Origin of the sequence: Winogradskyella sp., assembly GCF_028289625.1 — a bacterium.
Lineage (GTDB): Bacteria > Bacteroidota > Bacteroidia > Flavobacteriales > Flavobacteriaceae > Winogradskyella.
Genome location: NZ_JANQOM010000045.1, coordinates 1 through 18823, shown reverse-complemented (window position 1 = coordinate 18823; position 18823 = coordinate 1). Strand labels below are relative to the sequence as shown.

14 protein-coding genes are annotated in these 18823 nt (G+C 35.1%); 3 read left to right on the top strand and 11 right to left on the bottom strand.

Annotated elements, in window-relative coordinates; translation table 11 throughout:
• Window positions 1-8 precede the first annotated feature (8 nt).
• Window positions 9-2207, top strand: coding sequence for a PepSY domain-containing protein (locus Q0992_RS09470; RefSeq protein WP_299522990.1), 2199 nt, complete (start codon window positions 9-11; stop codon window positions 2205-2207).
• A gap of 120 nt (window positions 2208-2327) precedes the next feature.
• The gene (gene guaB / locus Q0992_RS09465; protein WP_299522987.1) at window positions 2328-3797 is read left to right on the top strand and encodes an IMP dehydrogenase; all 1470 of its coding nucleotides are present in this window, start codon (window positions 2328-2330) and stop codon (window positions 3795-3797) included.
• Between the two features lie 66 nt (window positions 3798-3863).
• On the opposite strand, the gene Q0992_RS09460 is transcribed toward guaB, so the two are convergent.
• The 11 genes from Q0992_RS09460 to Q0992_RS09410 all read right to left on the bottom strand — a co-directional run bounded on the left by Q0992_RS09460 (window position 3864) and on the right by Q0992_RS09410 (window position 18207).
• Window positions 3864-4439 carry a YceI family protein gene (locus Q0992_RS09460; RefSeq protein ID WP_299522984.1) on the bottom strand — a complete coding sequence of 192 codons (576 nt, stop codon included), beginning with the start codon at window positions 4437-4439 and terminating at the stop codon, window positions 3864-3866.
• 26 nt (window positions 4440-4465) lie between these two features.
• On the bottom strand, window positions 4466-4819 hold the full coding sequence (locus Q0992_RS09455) for a nuclear transport factor 2 family protein (RefSeq protein ID WP_299522981.1): 354 nt from the start codon (window positions 4817-4819) through the stop codon (window positions 4466-4468).
• Between the two features lie 99 nt (window positions 4820-4918).
• Window positions 4919-5500 carry a Crp/Fnr family transcriptional regulator gene (locus Q0992_RS09450; protein WP_299522978.1) on the bottom strand — a complete coding sequence of 194 codons (582 nt, stop codon included), beginning with the start codon at window positions 5498-5500 and terminating at the stop codon, window positions 4919-4921.
• 203 nt (window positions 5501-5703) lie between these two features.
• A complete protein-coding gene (locus Q0992_RS09445; RefSeq protein ID WP_299522975.1) occupies window positions 5704-6417 on the bottom strand; it encodes a hypothetical protein in 714 nt (237 codons plus the stop codon).
• 186 nt (window positions 6418-6603) lie between these two features.
• Window positions 6604-8748 (bottom strand): S46 family peptidase, encoded by a 2145-nt coding sequence (locus Q0992_RS09440; protein WP_299522972.1) that lies wholly within the window; start codon window positions 8746-8748, stop codon window positions 6604-6606.
• 52 nt (window positions 8749-8800) lie between these two features.
• Window positions 8801-11644, bottom strand: coding sequence for a prolyl oligopeptidase family serine peptidase (locus Q0992_RS09435; RefSeq protein ID WP_299522969.1), 2844 nt, complete (start codon window positions 11642-11644; stop codon window positions 8801-8803).
• A gap of 45 nt (window positions 11645-11689) precedes the next feature.
• Window positions 11690-13948, bottom strand: coding sequence for a CocE/NonD family hydrolase (locus Q0992_RS09430; protein ID WP_299522966.1), 2259 nt, complete (start codon window positions 13946-13948; stop codon window positions 11690-11692).
• 49 nt (window positions 13949-13997) lie between these two features.
• A complete protein-coding gene (locus tag Q0992_RS09425; RefSeq protein WP_299522963.1) occupies window positions 13998-15218 on the bottom strand; it encodes a GTP-binding protein in 1221 nt (406 codons plus the stop codon).
• A 236-nt stretch (window positions 15219-15454) separates the two neighbouring features.
• On the bottom strand, window positions 15455-16660 hold the full coding sequence (locus Q0992_RS09420) for a GTP-binding protein (protein ID WP_299522960.1): 1206 nt from the start codon (window positions 16658-16660) through the stop codon (window positions 15455-15457).
• A gap of 98 nt (window positions 16661-16758) precedes the next feature.
• Entirely contained in the window at window positions 16759-17568 is an 810-nt protein-coding gene (locus tag Q0992_RS09415) for a hypothetical protein (RefSeq protein WP_299522956.1), read from the bottom strand.
• Window positions 17569-17718: 150 nt separating this feature from the next.
• Entirely contained in the window at window positions 17719-18207 is a 489-nt protein-coding gene (locus Q0992_RS09410) for a YdeI/OmpD-associated family protein (RefSeq protein WP_299522953.1), read from the bottom strand.
• An 86-nt stretch (window positions 18208-18293) separates the two neighbouring features.
• Here Q0992_RS09410 and Q0992_RS09405 point away from each other — a divergent pair.
• Window positions 18294-18823 (top strand): radical SAM protein (locus Q0992_RS09405; protein WP_299522950.1); only part of this gene is annotated, 530 nt, incomplete at its 3' end.

Sequence of the window (18823 nt, the reverse complement as noted above, 5' to 3'; positions counted from 1 at the left end):
GTTTGAATATGACGATTTCGATATGGAGATACAGTCATTTAATATTGGCTGTATCTTCTGCTATATTCATTTTTATTGCAACGGTCACAGGTATTATCTTGGCATTCGAACCTATTTCAAATCAGGTGCAACCTTATGCTGTGGATAATGCTAAGAATTTATCCTTGTCTAAAACACTAGGAACTTTGCAGAATACATATGATGAAATCCTTACCCTAAATATTGATAAGAATGATTTTGTAATGGCGTCAGTGATTACAAAAGATGGAAAGAGCGAGACGTTTTACATCAATCCCCTTACAGCAGAAAAATTAGGTAATCTCATCAAAAAGAAACCTATTTTTGAATTTGCCACTAATCTACATCGCTCATTATTCTTAAAATCTACAGGGCGCTTTCTAGTCGGCTTCTTTTCTTTTCTTCTATTTCTTATTGCGATTACTGGTATAAAATTGATTTTGAAGCGTCAAGGAGGATTTAAACGGTTCTTTTCCAAAGTCGTTAAGGAAAATTTTGAGCAATACTACCATGTTGTTTTAGGTAGATATACTTTGATTCCAATAATCATCATTACGTTGACTGGTGTTTTTTTGTCACTTGAAAAGTTCGATTTGTTGCCATCTGATAAGTTGGTACATGTTGAAAATGAAAACAATTCGACACTAAGTAGAATCGGAATTGAAGATTTCGAAATATTTAAATCCACTACGCTTGGTCAATTAAAGACTTTGGAGTTTCCTTTTTCTAATGATGAAGAGGATTATTTCATTTTAGAACTAAAGAATGAGGAATTATACGTTAATCAGTACAATGGAACCATCATCAGTAAAGCAGAAATTCCATTGGTGACCTTAGCTTCAAATTGGAGTTTAGTATTGCATACAGGTCAAGGGACTATCATTTGGGCTGTTATTCTGCTATTGAGTTGTTTTGCCATTTTGTTTTTTATGTATTCTGGTTTTGCCATGGCACTAAAGCGCAAAAAAGATAACACAAAGATTAAAAATACATATTCTAAGGATGAAGCAGAGTATATTATATTGGTAGGTTCCGAAACAGGCCATACAAATCGTTTTGCTAAACAGTTTTTTGATGCACTAATCAATGATAAGAAAATCGTTTATCTAGACCAACTTAATAATTATTCAACCTATCCAAAGGCAAAACATTTGGTTGTGTTTACGGCGACTTATGGTGAAGGTGAGGCACCATCAAATGCTAGAAACTTCGAAAAAATATTTGAAACCGTTAAGCAAAAACAGCAAATAGCTTATGCTGTTATCGGTTTTGGGTCTCTGATGTATCCAGACTTTTGTAAATATGCTATAGTGGTTGATGCACTGCTTCAAAAACATCTTAATTATATACCAATCTTGCCACTTTTCAAGATTAATAACCAGTCTATTGAAGCTTTTAAATCTTGGATACAACAATGGAATGATAGTACAGGTCAAGACTTAAAGATTGTATTTAGTCAACCACAAGTCAATAGAAAGAAGCTGAAGGATTTAGAAATTATCCATAATTCAGGATGCAACATTGACGATACATTTTTATTACAATTAAAACCTCTAAAAAAACAAAAATTTCAATCTGGAGATTTATTGGCCTTTTATCCTGAAGAAGACCATGTTGAACGACAATATTCTATCGGTAGAGTGGATGGTACCATTCTACTCAGCATTAAAAAGCACGAATTAGGGATTTGCTCTAAACAACTAAGCATCCTAACACAAAATGATATGGCTAAAGCAAAAATTAAAAGGAATTTGGATTTCCATTTTCCATCATACGCTAAGGAAGTCATCATGATAGCCAACGGGACAGGAATAGCCCCATTTTTAGGGATGATCAATGAGAATACTATTGACATAAAAACACATTTATTTTGGGGCGGACGCACACAAGAATCGTTTCAGTTGTATTCAGAATTTGTTGAAAAAGCATTTAAGAAAAACTATTTAGAAAGCTTTCATATCGCATATTCACAAGAGCAAGATGAAAAGGTTTATGTACAAGATGTGATAAAGGAAAAAGAAGATTTGATATGCAAGGTTTTGAATAACGAAGGGGTCATTATGATTTGTGGTTCCATAGCTATGCAGAATCGCGTTTTGGAAGTTTTAGATAGGATAACAAAATCAAAATTAAAGCAACCTTTAAGTGCGTTTGAAAATAACGAGCAGATAAAGATGGATTGTTATTGATAACTAAGTCAATAATGTATTCCCACATATATCAAAGGATCTACGATTAAGGTAAAAGCAAATCCTAATTAAATGAAATAAAATGCGTAAATTTGCACGCAATTATATCTGAATTGCATCATGACAGCACACGAAAATAAAATCCTAGGTGAAGGTCTTACCTACGATGACGTCCTATTAGTTCCGGCATTTTCTGAAATACTTCCGCGCGAAGTTAATATTCAAACAAAATTTACACGAAACATTACGATAAACATTCCTGTGATTTCTGCAGCAATGGATACGGTTACAGAAAGCCGAATGGCCATTGCTATGGCACAAGAAGGTGGTATAGGGGTACTTCACAAAAACATGACTATTGAAGATCAAGCCCAAAAAGTAAGACGTGTAAAACGTGCCGAAAGTGGTATGATCATAGATCCGGTGACTTTGCCTTTAGATGCCATTGTTGCTGATGCTAAAAATGCCATGCGCGACCATAGCATTGGTGGGATTCCTATTGTTGATGAAAATGGCATACTAAAAGGGATTGTTACCAATCGTGATTTACGTTTTGAGCATAATAACAACAGACCTATTGTTGAGGTAATGACTGGCGAAAACTTAGTGACGGCACCTGTTGGAACATCCTTAAAAGATGCAGAGGCTATTTTACAAGCCAATAAAATCGAAAAGCTATTGATTGTTGAAGGCGATAAATTAGCAGGTTTAATTACGTTTAGGGATATCACTAAAGTCACACAAAAACCAATTGCCAACAAAGACCAATATGGTAGACTAAGGGTAGCTGCTGCTATAGGTGTTACAGGAGATGCAGTTGATAGAGCAGAAGCACTAGTTAACGCTGGAGTAGATGCAGTAGTAATAGATACCGCACATGGTCATACTAAGGGTGTGGTTGGTATTCTTAAATCGATAAAAGATAAATTTCCAAATCTAGAAGTTATAGTCGGTAATATAGCAACTGGTGAAGCTGCTAGATATTTGGTAGAAGCGGGTGCTGATGCCGTTAAAGTAGGTATCGGACCTGGTTCCATATGCACAACCCGAGTAGTTGCTGGCGTTGGCTTCCCTCAATTTTCAGCCGTGCTCGAAGTAGCTGCGGCAATTAAAGGTTCTGGTGTACCTGTTATTGCTGATGGTGGTATTCGCTATACGGGTGACATTCCTAAGGCTATTGCTGCTGGTGCGGATACGGTGATGTTAGGGTCCCTTTTAGCAGGAACTAAAGAGAGTCCAGGGGAAACCATAATTTATGAAGGGAGAAAGTTTAAATCTTATCGAGGAATGGGTTCTGTAGAAGCCATGACACAAGGTAGTAAGGATCGCTATTTCCAAGACGTAGAGGACGACATTAAAAAATTAGTGCCTGAAGGTATTGTAGGTCGCGTGCCATATAAAGGTGAGTTGTTTGAAAGTATTCACCAATTTGTTGGTGGACTAAGGGCTGGTATGGGTTACTGTGGTGCAAAGGATATTGTTACTTTACAGGAAACAGGACGCTTTGTGAAAATTACAGCGAGCGGTATTCATGAGAGTCATCCGCATGATGTTACAATCACCAAGGAAGCGCCTAATTATTCAAGGTAAGAAGTAAATCCATAAAAAAACTGCATTGTAATCAATGCAGTTTTTTATAAGCCATAGCGCTACCTTTTAGAATTCCAAATCGACCACAATATCGAATTCGTCATAGATGACTTTGTCTTTTAGATTATCAAAAAAGCTGGCTGAGCCATATCTTACATCGAATTTTGTTCTATCAATTTTCAATGAGCCTGTAGCCTTATTACCATAAATGGATAAATCAAATTCGATGGTTTCAGTCTTGCCTTTAATGGTGATGTCCCCTGTAATTTCATAAGCATTTTTTCCACTTGCTTTTACATTGGTGAAAACCAATTTTGCTTCAGGATGATTTGTGGTTCCAAAAAAGTCATCCGATTTTAAATGGCCTTCAAGTTGTGTTTTATAGTCTCCTTTTAAGTCAGTAACGCTAATGGTCGTCATATCGATGACAAAGTTACCTCCTGTAAGCTTATCGTTGTTAAAACTTAAGGTTCCAGATTTAATGGAAATCTGTCCTGTATGTGAGCCTGTTACTTTATAGCCTTTCCAGGTTACTGTACTTTTGTCTGCACTTACTTTTTTATTAGTTTTTTCTAAGGTTGTAAATGAGAAGGTCATAAAGGCAATGAAAATGACTGCTGTTATTCTTTTTATTGTTTTCATAATTTTTGGTGATTTAATTTTGTTATTCAAGATCTGTAGTAGAATTTTTCTTTGATGATTTTTCCATTTTTCCATTCTTGTAGAGCCACTTGGGTATAATTGCGTTCTCCCCAATCTTTGTGTGTATAGTCAAAATGCCACTCGACCATCGTGGTATTTTCCCCAACCGTAACATTCAAAGGCTGTGCACCTCTAAACTCTGTAATAGAGGCAAAGAATTCTTCTTCGCGTTGGCGGTTTGCTACTTTACCTTTTACAATGGGGTTATCGTTTTCCTGCATTACAACGTCTTCATGATAAAACTGATCGAAAGCTTCTAAAGCCTTGCCTTCTAAAATCATGCTATTAATGGTACTGATGTTGTCTAATAATGTATTCATCTTTTGTGTATTTAATGTTATGGTACAAAGGTCTCTAACATTAAATCCTTAAAAAATGAACTAGAATATGAAATGAAGTTAAACTAGATTAATATTTTGCTAGTCGTGGATGAGTTTGCTCTTTATTTTGCTTAGAAATTCCTTGGTAATGCCAAGATAAGACGCAATCATATATTGTGGTACGCGCTGATCGATTTCAGGATATTTAGATCTAAATACTTTATAACGCTCCTTAGCATCAAGACTAAAATTTCTTATAATCCGTTTTTGAGAGGCAACAAAAGCGCGTTCAATGATTTTTCTAAACAGACGTTCTATTTGTGGAATTTGGGTGTAGAGCTCTTCTAAGTGTTCGTAGGTAAATTGAACTAACGTTGTGGGTTCTAGGCATTGTACGTTAAAATCGGCTGGGGTTTGGGTAATGAAGCTGCCCAAATCTGAGGTCCACCAATCTTCAATAGAAAACATGACGATATGCTCTTGGCCCTCTTCATCCATATAGAAGGTTTTGGTACAACCAGAAATAATAAAATTAGCACTTTTACAGACATCTCCTTGCTGAACGATGTACTGATTTTTAAGATAGGTACGTTCATTAACTTTAGAATTGAGTAACTCCAACTCGTCTTTGTTAAGCTTTATATAGTTGCTGATATAGTTTAGAAATCTGTCGTTGAGCATTTATGAGTTCTTTGTTACCTGAAACACTGTTGGAATGTTTTTTAAGTAGGCGAAGGACAATTACTTACAATGGTTTTTTGAGTTGTCTAAGCCTCAATTTGATTTAGTAAATCGCACACAATAGTTACCATGGTTGGTTTTACCCAAAAGAAAATAAATTTTCTACAACTGTATATCAAATGTTATTCGGTAATTACTCTGTATTATAAATGCTTAAGGTAGATGACCTCAAAGTTTCTTACCGCAAAATAATCATCTAAGCCATAGTCGGTATTAATGATAATACCACCCAAAAGTGTAACGCGATCTACATGAAACTCATCCTTACATGTTTTAATGTGATCATGGACTTTTTTATCTATAATTTTATAAGTGGCTTCGGTGATAGCCTTTTGAGGATTATCACTATTTAGAATATCATCTCGGTAGGGTAATAAACTTTCTTCAAGTTTCATTTGTTGATAGTCATCATCATTTAATACAGGTTTATACTTACTATCCTCAAATCGATTTAAGGCTAGCATAAGTGCACCGCACGAATTCCCAGTTTCTTCTTGACGTGGTCTGTACATTTTACCCAATTCACCATCAAGTGTAACACCAATATGAGGGCCATAAAAAATGAAGGCACTACCACCATCTGGAATATGGTGGGCAAATGCCGTCATACCTGTTTGTCCAGCGAAAGGAAGCCCTCCTAATCCTCCCATAATAAATGGGCCAAATAATACATTAAAGAATGTTGTTGAAGGGACATTTATATCATCTGAACATACGGATGTCGCCATCAACACTTTGGAAATGTCTATCTTATACTCGAGTTGCATTTTTCCTAGATAATGAATAGAGGTGTCTTTAGCATCCATAGCACCTGGGAATTCTGCTTTCACAAGGTCGTCAAATTTTCTTTGTAACATAACTAGATTGGTATTAAAAGATTGATTTTATTAACTTTTAAAAATACAATATTAATTTTAAAGATGATTTACTTGAATTTTACTTTTTATGGTAATTAAATGAGGTCTTACCAAATCCCTAAAAATAAAATACGTTGTTATGAAATTTTAGTTTCATAACAACGTATTTAATATTAAAAATTAAGGTTATTCTGCTACAATCGTTAATTCGTCCACAATGTTTCTGGCATCGGAATAGTTGTCTATTAACCAAAGGACATATCGAATGTCCACGTTAATGGTACGTTGTAAATCCTTATCAAATATCACATCTCCTGCCATGGCTTCAATATTGCCGTCAAAAGCCAAGCCTATTAGTTCTCCTTTTCCATTGAGAACCGGTGACCCTGAGTTTCCTCCAGTAATGTCATTATCCGTTAAGAAATTTACTGAAAGTTGTCCCTTTTCATTGGCGTAACGTCCATAATCTTTCTTTTCAAAAAACTCAAGCATATCTTTAGGCAAATCAAACTCATGATCATTTGGCTTGTATTTATTAATCACGCCTTTAAAGGTGGTGTAGTTATTAATTGCAGCATCGTTTCTTGCGTCTTTAGGTAAAGCTCTTACTTTACCGTACGATAATCGAAGCGTGGAATTTGCATCAGGATACTCTATTCTACTTATTTCAGATGCGCGCAATCCTTTGACTAGTAACCTGAATGATCTTTGGTAATCATTTAAAGGTTGCTGAAGTGCTTCGGGTTCTTCCCTGTATTTTGTCAATAATGCTGATGATAACTTATAAAGTGGATCATTTGCCAATAAATCAGCGTCAGGGTAGTCTAAAAATGCTGCTACACGTTCTTTCGATGAGAACATACTAAGATTAAACATAGCTTCAACATACGCATTAATATCTTCCTTGGATGCGATTTCGTTAATTAACTCAGGTAATTCATAATTAGATTTAGAACTATATAATTTTAGTTGTTCTGCCAAAATCTCCTTTTCCAAGGGCAAATGATAGTCTGTGTAAGCATTATTAATGAATGCAGATAATCGAGGACCTAACTCTTTGCGTTTTGCTTCGTTCGATGAAACATAGTTTTCTAGGCCGCTTCCAATTCTGTAAGGAAGTACAGCGAACATACTTGAACGTAATAAAGCCAATAAATAATTGTCGTGTTGTGCTTTTTCATTTGTGAGGCTGTAATAGTTATTAATGGTGCTTATTACGTCGCCATAAGTGGCTTTGTTCTTCGATTTGTTGGCCCACTTATTAAATTTCTCCTCTATTTTACGTTTGGTAGCTGCAGTGCCGTGTTTGGTTAAGGCATCTATCATACCTTGTCGGTTTTTCCAATAATTGGCAATTCCTGCATATTGTGATGCATACATTAGATTTACGGATTCATCTTCATCCATATATTTTTTCATAACATCCATACTAAGCTTGGAGCCTTCAACCCAAGCAGGATAAGCATACTTAACATTTTGCTCTATGCCTTCCGCAGGCATCCAACGATTTGTACGTCCCGGATAACCCAAAATCATGGCAAAGTCATTCTCTTTTACACCATTGATGTTAACTGGTAAATGATATTTTGCTTTTAGTGGAACATTGCTAGGGGAATATTGAGCAGGTTGACCATTAGCGTCTCCATATACTCTGAATAAAGAGAAATCTCCTGTATGACGTGGCCACTCCCAATTGTCAGTATCTCCTCCATATTTTCCAATACTTTCCGGTGGTGTGCCCACCAATCTTACATCCGTATAATCCTCATATACGAAATAATAGTATTCGTTGCCTTGATAAAAAGACCTTACTGAGACCGTATATTTTCCACCGCCATTATTTTCTCCTTGAATTTTAGCAATCTCTTTATTAATAGCCGCTTCACGTTCTTTCTCTGTCATTGCATCATTAACCTTAGACAGAATTCGTTCACTAACGTCATCCATTCTCACAAAAAATCTTACGGATAAACTTTGTGGCTTTAGTTCTTGATCTAAGGATTGTGCCCAAAAACCATTTTTTAAATGGTTTTGCTCAGCAGTTGATAATTCGGCTATCACATTATAACCACAGTGATGATTTGTAAGTACCAAACCATTACTAGATATGATACTTGCAGTACAACCACCACCAAACTGCACGATGGCGTCTTTTAAACTTTGATTATTAATACTATAGATTTCTTCAGGGGTTAACTGAAGTCCCATCTTTTGCATATCGCGATGGTTAAGACGTTCAATATGCATTAAAAACCACATGCCTTCGTTAGCAAAGAGCGATGTAGGTAAAGTAAATAGGAGGGCAATTAGAAGATAGTTTAGTCTTTTCATTTTATGTTTCATTCTGTTATGAGTTGTTTAATATTAATTAATTATCTATAGTTTATGGTTGTATCTGTTTCCATTTAGGTAGTGATCTTTTGTCCTTTTCTTTTGACTTTTCCCTAGGTGTATATGGTAATTCTTCAATCATCCAATCTTTTGCTGTTGCACCTTTTAGATAATGGTCAAAGTATTCTTTTAGTCTTTTTTGAACATCGAGTCGATTATTTTCTTGTCTCATACCATGACCTTCATCCAAATATGAGAGAAAAACAACTGGTTTTTGAAGATAACGCAAAATACTGTAGAAGCCAAATGAATGTTCCCATTGTACGACTTTATCCGCTGTGCCATGGAAAAGTAAGAGTGGCGTATTCATTGTAGCAGCATTAAATACAGGTGATTCTGAAATATACATTTCAGTATTAGATGTAGGGTCTGTACCAAGCCTTCCTTGGCCTGTCATGTAATAATCTTGTTCGTTACTACCATCTCGCACAATATCTATATTAAATCCTTGAACCAAGTTACTAACTCCAGCGCCAGCGGCTATAGCTGCAAATTTATTATTTTGCGTTGACATATACATACCACAATGACCACCAAAACTAAAGCCTTCATAACCTATTTTTTGTTCGTCAACATATCCTAAGGCGATAACTTTTTCTATAGCGGCATCAATACTTTCATGCATGTCAGAATGTGGTGTGCCAACATTAAAATGGATGTCAGGTCTTAAAAACAGATAACCTTCGGATACATATAACATTTCAGGAACAGTTGCACCATTTAAATAAGGTATCGCATAGTTATATCTACCATTAGAAAGCTTTTCGTATGAATACACAATCATAGGTAATTTTTCTCCTTTTTTGTAGTCCTCGGGAATGCTTAATATACCTTGAAGCGGTACTCCATCATCGTTAGTATAATCTATGAGTATCCTTTTTCCCCATTTAAAATGTTCTTGTTGCGGGTTAGTATTCGTTATTTTTTTTGGTCTTGAAAAATCTGATTGTGTTAAATAAGCTTCAGGAAAGTTTTGGTAATCTCCTTTTTTAAAAACAATAACATCAGTATTCTTACTTTTTGTTATGGTGTATCTTCGGTAAGGATCAGCGTAAGCATTAGGACCATAAATGAGTTTTTTTAATTTTCCATTTTGCAAATTATAGTAGCCTGCATACTTAGTTTGCGTATTAAAAGCATATAGGAAATTTGGTTTTGAAAAATCTATATATCTATCCTCAATTTCTGGTTCGTATGCAAAACTATAGTCTTCAAATCGAAAGCGTATGGAATCCTTGGAAGTTAGTTCTGATGTAAGATTTTGAGCTTTTTCATTCTTATCTAAAGGCAATAACCATAAATCTAGCTTATGATTTACAATAACAGCATTTTGATTTTTAACCCACCCTACAAAGCCATAATTTGGGCTATAACCGAATTTGTCATATTCCTTATCTATAAAAGAAATTTCATTTGATATATTTTCTTTCGTACCCTTTTCAAAATCATAGGACCAGTAGTTGGCTCCATCCCATAGGATCGCGTTATCACCATCTGGTGAGATTTCTATACCTGTACTATATCTGGAACGATATTCTTTTTCAATTAACTTTTTGTCACCAGTTTTAAGATTAATTCGATATAAATCGTTTTTATATATATCCCAATCCGAAATATACTCCCTATTATCTGTGCCAATGGCCCACTGGTCTGTACCTTCACTACGAATAAGTTTTTGAATTTCTTCACCTGTTAATTGTGCAAGAGTATTTGTATTTCTGAAGAAGATAGCCTCGTAAACCTCATTTTGTTTGTCATCATATTCCATTATGCGTTCAGACAAGAGCTTTTTGTCTTTCCAATGCCATACCTGAACGGTAGATGCTTCTTGGTCATCCTTTTTACTTTTGTTTTTCTCGTCTTCTTTAGCTGGATATGTTTTGAGTTTTAGGAATAGACGTTCATTATCTTTACTCCAACCAATTGCACCAGATTTTGTTGCTGGGCCCATAAGTTCGGGTAATTCTTTAATACCTTTTACTGCGTATTTATCTGACTTAACAGAGTTTGAATCCAAAGCACTAAACACATTAATTTCCATATTGATATAGTCTACTTCATCATCAAGTAATTGATACTTGTAGGCAGCTAACTTAGTATTGTCATGATTCCAAGATAAATTAGAATACACCTTATTACTCGTTTCAACAGCTTTGGTGGTCATTAGTTTTGGATTGTATAAATAAATACCATTACCACGATTGTCTTTTGAGTTTATAGTATAGGCAATGTAATCTGATTTTTTATTGATTACATATTCTCCAATGTTGCCTATATAGTGTTCCCGTCTATGATTTAAATCATATATTAAGAGGCTTTTTTTATCTGAAGTAATGAAATAATTTTTCCCATCAAGAAATTGATACTTTGCACTCGACTTATATTTTACCGTAAAACCAGACTTGAGGTGTTTTAGTTCTATGAAGGTTTCCTCTTCTTTATCCTTTTTGGATTTATCTTTTTTAGGTTTTGGTATTATTTGATAAGCTACCCAATCTGATGCGCTTGAAAATGCAGGTCTTCTACCGTCTGGAATTTTATATTTAATGCCATCCTTAGAATTACAGATGTAAAGTATGTCGGTTTGATTATTATCATCAAAATAGTTTTCCAACTTTTGTTCCGTAATGGTATCTTTTTCAGACTCAGGTTTATCGAACAAGCTGTATAGCTTAGTGTACCATTCTCCATTGTCAGATAAGGTAATCGAATGGGTACGCCATTGTCTAACATCGTTGAATGAAAGCGGTTCTTTTTTTGATTGGGCTATTGTTTGAAAGTTGCCCAGAACACAGTAAAGTAAAAAAAGTATTGTTTGAAATAAATGTCTAGACATGTTAGCCTGTATATTTAATTTGAGATGAATATTAGTCATTTTTTATTATTCTTTCAATATAGGTATTTTAATAAAACTATCCCCATACCATTTGACGATTAATGGCTCATTGGCATCCGCTATGGTTTCATCACTAACATCCTTACCAGTCCCATAGTTAATTTGCCAATTAGGGTTTTTATTTATACCTAAAGCTACTACCAATCGACTACCTTTATCCACTTGCTTAGATGTTATATAGGATGTACTAATATTTATGGTCTCCTTTTTTTCGGGTTGAAGCAGTTGACGTTGGGTCCTATCCATGGCATAACTTGCTCTTTGCAAGGTACTAAAGCCACTGGCTGAAAACAAGCTAAAGTACTTTCCATTTGGCATAAGTTCATAAATCTTTATAACTATGTCAACATCCTGTTTATTAATCGATGCTTTAATGGAATTTATAAATGAGCCACTTATAATGGTAGGCTTCTCAAAAGGTTCAGAAACATAGCTTACCGAATTTGGGATATCAGAAGTAATGGAATCCTTTAGCACTTCGAATTTAAAATTCACGGTATCACTACGGTCTTTAAAATCTACTTTTTGCTCAATATAACCTGCGGACTTATTTGGACTTAAAGTGTAATTCGCACCCAATTTTGTAGTGCTAAAATACAAGGTTAAGGTGTCATTGCTCATTTCTGATAAAGAATTGCTATGGTACCAAGTGTTTGTTCCCATAACTTGAAAATTCACCTTATCTTTAAGAAATGACGGTTGTGGTGTACCTTTTAAAATATGGTCAAACCATTCTACAGAACGATTTCTAAAATTAAATGAGGTCGCTACTGAATCTGCCTTGTAGCCATACACTTCTTTCTCTGGATAAAGTTGCGCACCGCCATGGGAATAAGGGCCAATAATCAAATAATGCTCAGCATCTGGATTATGCTTATGATGTTGTTTGTAGTAGTATAAGGCACCCATTTGGTCATCATCAAAATAACCAGTAGTGGTCAAAACTGGAATATCAATTCTTGAAAAATCTGCTTTATAAGGTACCATATCTTGCCAAAATGAATCGTAAGATGGATGGTCTAACCAGCGTTGAAAAACTGTATTTGGCCGTCCTTCGATACTATCTAGAGAGCGAAATGAAGCCCCGTTCTCATACCATTTTTTATAAATACTGTTCCATTTAATGACATTTGAAAAGTCTTTATAGTCGGTTGTTCTGTTAGAGGTTACATAATTTATCCAGCGAAGCATGTAACTCATAAATACATTACCGTTCATTGGGTAATCAATTCCAGGTCCCACAGCTACCTGAGGCATAATGGTCTTTAGTGCAGGGTGAAGTTGCTTAGTAGCTGCCCATTGTCCAAAACCTAAGTAACTGCCACCAACCATGCCCACTTCTCCATTGCTCCAATTCTGCTTACTTATCCAGTCTATGATATCGTGAGCGTCTTTCCCATCATATTCAAAAGGTGAAATTTCTTTGCCTTCAATTGATTTTCCTCTGGTATTAGCAACAACACAGTTGTAATTTTTATTTGCATAAAACTTTGCTCTCCCAATATCACGTATGGAATCAGCATAAATATTAAAAATAAAGACTGTTGGTCGTTTCTCTTCTCTGTTCTTTTTCCGTACAATATGGGCCCGTAATTTACTGCTATCTCGTACCTTAATATTGGCTGTTTCAATAGTGTAAGTTTTTTGACTGTACGTTTCAATCACACTTTTTAACGTTGGAACAGTTTCCTTAAAAACGTTATAAACATTGAACATTCTAATAAGTTGAATCGCTTCTTTCATCTGAATGGTATCACTGGCCTTCCGTTGTTCTAAAATGGTCTCGAAGGACTTTTTAAAACCATCAACAGAAACCATAGCATTACTCTCAATAATTTCTTGCGATGGTACATTAATTGAAGTAAATGTTTGGGTAAATTGGGATTCTAAAAGTGTTTTAAAGGTAGTATTATCATCTATATTATTTTGAACTTTAGCATAGACCTCATAAGGGACAAATACACCATATTTATAATCTTCATTAAAAGGTAGTCTTAGCGAATCTAGGTAAATAAGGGCATTCTCATATTGCTTAGCCGCTAAAGCTAGATTCATTTTTGTATTCATTGATACTTCTGTCCAAGATATCGTCAATGATTCTTGTAGTTGCTCAGCTAGTTTTGGTAAGGATTTAGCTAATATGGTACTATCATTGTAATTTTTTTTAGGAAAATAAAAGTTTTGGGAAAATGAAATAAGCGTTGAAGCTAAAAGCAATGAGCTTATCGATATTCTTATTTTCATATCTTATTCATTTTCAATCACTTATTTAAAACGTTTGTTAGTTAACTAATCACAAAGCATAAGCTCTATCCACAGGCCATTGGTCTTTATAACCCTCCATCCATCGTTGTGTGGCTAATTCTTCGTCCGAAGATAAACAATTGTCTAATTGTGCTCTTATAAGCGATTCGTTGATGTCTAAACCTATAAAAACAATTTCATTTTTTCGGTCACCAAAGGTAATGTCCCAATCGCTTTCAATCAAATCCTTATTTTCTACGAATGCTAGTTGTTGAATGCGATGTTCAAAGGGCATACTGCTCCACCATACACCAGCGCTTTCTGCATTTAAAGAACCACCGGCTTGTCCCCAAACTAAAGCCTGATCAGGTCGCGATGCCAACCAAAATAAGCCTTTGCTTCTGATGATATTATCAGGAAATTGATTTTGAATATAATTTAAAAATCGTTCTGGATCAAAAGGTTTTTTTGTACGATATACAAAAGAAGAAATCCCATATTCTTCAGTTTCAGGTGTGTGTTCGTCTTTACTAAGTTCTTCTATCCATCCTGCACTTTGCTCGGCTTCTTCAAAATCGAATAAACCAGTATTTAAAATTTCTTTAGGGTTTACTCTACTGTAACTCGACTCAATAATATGTGCTGAAGGATTTAATTTTTGGATAGTCGCTTTCAATATGGTGAGGTGATCTTCAGAGACCAAATCAGTTTTATTAAGAATAATAACATTGGCAAACTCTATTTGGTCCGTCAATAAGTTAACAATGGTACGGTAATCTCCTTCAATATCGGTAAGCTCTCTATCCATTAGAGTTTCTGGACTGCCAAAATCCTTAAAAAAGTTAAATGCGTCCACTACAGTTACCATAGTATCGACATAACTGAAGCGTGATAAATCAATGTCATTTTCATCATCTACAAAAGAAAAGGTTTGGGCAACAGGGATTGGCTCACTGATACCAGTACTTTCTATAAGTAGATAGTCAAATCGATTTTCTTTAGCCAATCGTTCTACTTCTATCATTAAGTCTTCTCGAAGTGTACAGCAAATACAACCATTACTCATTTCGACCAACTTCTCTTCGGTACGAGAGAGTATGTTTTCACTTTTTACCAATTCAGCATCAACGTTGACTTCACTCATATCATTAACAATAACGGCAACTTTGAGACCTTGTTTATTATGTAAAATATGATTAAGTAATGTCGTTTTTCCAGCTCCGAGAAAGCCACTTAATACTGTTACTGGAAGTTTGTTTAAAGTTGTCATGATTATAAGAGTTGTGTCAAAAAAATTAGGGGAATAAAATTAATAATAAATATTTAAATGCAACTTAGTTGCAATAATGTTTGTGAAAATTATGTTTTAATTTCTAGAGTTTTAATGAGCCTTTGCTCGAGAGATGTGACTAAAGATTGAGATTTATCAATAGTTGTCAGGATGAGCCGTTATGAATAAAATAACTTTTTGTGTCTGTAAATTAACAGTTTTATTTATTACAAAATTTAATTTGTTATTTTCACGAGGTTTTTAGGCCAAGGGTCTTCAAATTCATAACCATTAGCCCAGTGCGCTATTTCTTCATCTGTTAGAAAGCAAGATTTTAGTGCATCCGTAAATCGATCCACTTGTGCTTTATCTCCAATTACGGTAAGATCGCAGTGACGATCACCAAAACGTCCTGATTCTTTTGCCAATAGTTCTTTTAGCAGTTTTATCTCCGTTTCTGAGAGACCGTGATGCTCATCTTCAACGATCCCAGAACGCCAAGTTCCGACTAATTCCAGATTGATGCCTCCGGCAGCCTGATTCCAAAGTAGTGAATGTTTGTCTCTGCTAGCAAGCCAAAAAAATCCTTTACTACGATAAATTCTTTTGTCGAGGTATTGATGGCAGATGTCCCATAAACGTTGTGGGTGAAATGGGCGATCATCCTTTATGACTCGTGTTGCAAGATCATAAGGTCGATCGGCTTTTTCCTCAGCTTCCAAGACTGGTTTTAATTCCTCAACTAATTGTGCCACTTTAAAATAATCATATTCATCGAGCTCAAATAAAGATTCAATTCCTAGATTGCCAAATAACACAGAATGTATGGATGTATATGGGTTTATATCCTGAATATGTGATGCAATTTGTAACATTTTAGCTTCTTCAACACGATCTGCTTTGGTTAGTATAAGATGACTGCAAAACAAAATTTGCTCTACTAATAAATTTACAGTATCTCTTTTATTCTGAGTTAAGTTATGCTGCATTCTAGGAATTAGACTTTCCCCATAATTAAAGTCGTGAGTCAACATTAAACTATCGACTAAAGCGAATACTCCATTTAGTTTAACTTGTGTTTGTTCTTTAAAATATTCTATAAGCGGCATAGGATGGCAGCTTCCTGAAGTTTCAATAATAATCAATTCTGGATTTTGACTTGATATTAATTTTTGAATGGCCCGATCAAGTAGTTCAATTCCTTTTTTACTGCTTAAAACGTAAGAGTGAATGGACTCTAAGATACTTTTGTCTTCCTCAATAAAATCGATATTACCAAGTAGCTCACCATCAACATCAAGTTCGCTCATATCATTAACAATAGCACAAACATGTATGCTTTTCTTTTTTGATTGATATAAAAGATTTCTAAAAAGTGTGGTTTTACCTGATCCAAGAAATCCATTTAGGATAATAACAGGAACCCTTTTAAATGTGCTCATTGATTAATGTTAACAATTTTATTCAGTTTAAAAATGATGCTTTTAACAAAAAGGTGTAGCGTACGCTACACCTTTTTGTCATTGTTATATTCTTTTTATTATTCAGCCTTCAACGTTACTTTGCGCTCAACCGTATTAAAAGGACCTGGGATGTTGTTGCCTTCTGCATCTACTAACTGTAAATTAATGGTTACTTCTCCCATTGGCAAACCAGTCACCACATGAGGTAACCATTGCGAAATAGTAAATTCTTCGCCATTGATGGTCGCTATAACTTTGTTACCGGTTTCTGACAATTCTGTGTTCAATACAAAGAAGTCTAGCAACAAGTTGTCGGTATCTTTCCCAACATAGGTGCCTTTTGGTCGGCTATAAATCAATGTTGGTGCATCCATGTCTAGACCTAAACTGTCTTGGGCATTTTCGCCAACTTCCAATTTTCTCACTACCATAGAATTGTCGTTTTTTACGGACTCATGATACGAACGGCTTAGAAAAGCTACTAAGTGGTGTACACCTTCTGGAATTTCCTTTTTAATATTAGGCTCATAGTGCGCTGAATACGGTTGATTATTTAAAATAAAGTGGATATGCTGCCCTTTGCCAGAATTCGCCAATTTTTGAGCATTAGGGCTATCGGTTTGGTCGCCAAGGACATAATTTTCTAGGGTAAAATTAAAATCTACTTCACCAGCTTCAGCCATAGTCATGGTTTCAGGAGTGTCTAGCATAAGTTTGGCATCTGTATAGGCTGGTGAATCCGTAAGTGGTGCGATTGCAATTTTAGATGTTTCTTTGCTTTCAGTTTGCTCTGTGGTGTCGACTTCCTCTGTTTCTTTTTTATCGTTTTTACAGGCTGTTGCAAAAATAATGCTGAAGGCTAATAAGGTAAGTTTTAGATGTTTCATGATATGTTTTTTAGTTTTTGGTTTATGACCTTAGGTTAAGCCTAAAAAAGTCGAGAAGAATCTTTACCGATTTTAGAATCAAAATTCTTCTTGCTTAAGCTCGATTATTGAGTAAAGTTAAGCAGATAATTGCGCAACTGCAAAAAGAAATCAATGCTTCTTTAACCAAAGTTTTTGATCGGTAATGCCGCGTTTTAAATTTTCAGTCAAAATTAAAGCTTTATCCACGCGCATTTGAGAGGATTTATAACGTGATATGGCATAGATGATACTGCGTTGCTTGCCTGGTGTGAGATTTTCAAAAATGGTGTAAGCTTCATAATCGCTTAGTAGAACAGCTTCCAATTCTTCGGATATGTCCACACCATATTTCGAGTTATCTTCAAACACCTGCAACTCAAAATAATCGTTCATAAAAACACCTAATACTTTTTGCTTTGCTTTGCTAAAATAGATGCGATATAGACCCGATTTTTCGTATTTTAAGGCCGCATAAAATTCAATACTTTGGTTTTCAAAAGTGGCGATAACCTTAACGCGCTTATGATTTCCTTTTATGAAATTTGCAATGGGGGTTTCTGGCAGAATAATACTCTGCTTATCGGCAAGGGTAACTTCAAACGAAGAGCTTTTTAGCATTTAACTGTTTATTAAATCGTTACATGACAAAAATCATATTTTTTACAATGCCTTACAATTAAATTTGATATAAGACAATCATAAATATGTGTCAAAAGTTAGTAAATAAATACAATGTGGCAGGTCCACGCTATACCAGTTACCCAACGGTTCCGTATTGGAATGCGGATTCATTTTCGTTATACGAATGGAAAGAAGTGCTTAAAAAGTCCTTTGACGAATCTAACAAAGAAGAGGGTATAAGCCTGTACGTGCACCTGCCATTTTGTGAAAGTCTTTGCACATTTTGTGGTTGCCATAAACGTATCACCAAGCGTCATGAAGTTGAGTTGCCCTATATTAGTGCGGTTTTAAAAGAATGGAGTTTGTACCGAAAATTATTAGGAGTAAAGCCCAAAATAAAGGAACTGCATCTTGGAGGTGGCACACCGACTTTTTTTTCACCCGAAAATTTAAAGTTCTTCATTTCCGAATTGCTTAAAGTTTCTGAGATAGCAAAGGATTACGAATTTAGTTTTGAAGGCCATCCTAACAACACTACTGCAGAACATTTACAAGTATTGTATGATTTAGGGTTTAGGCGTGTGAGCTTTGGTGTTCAGGATTATAATCTTAT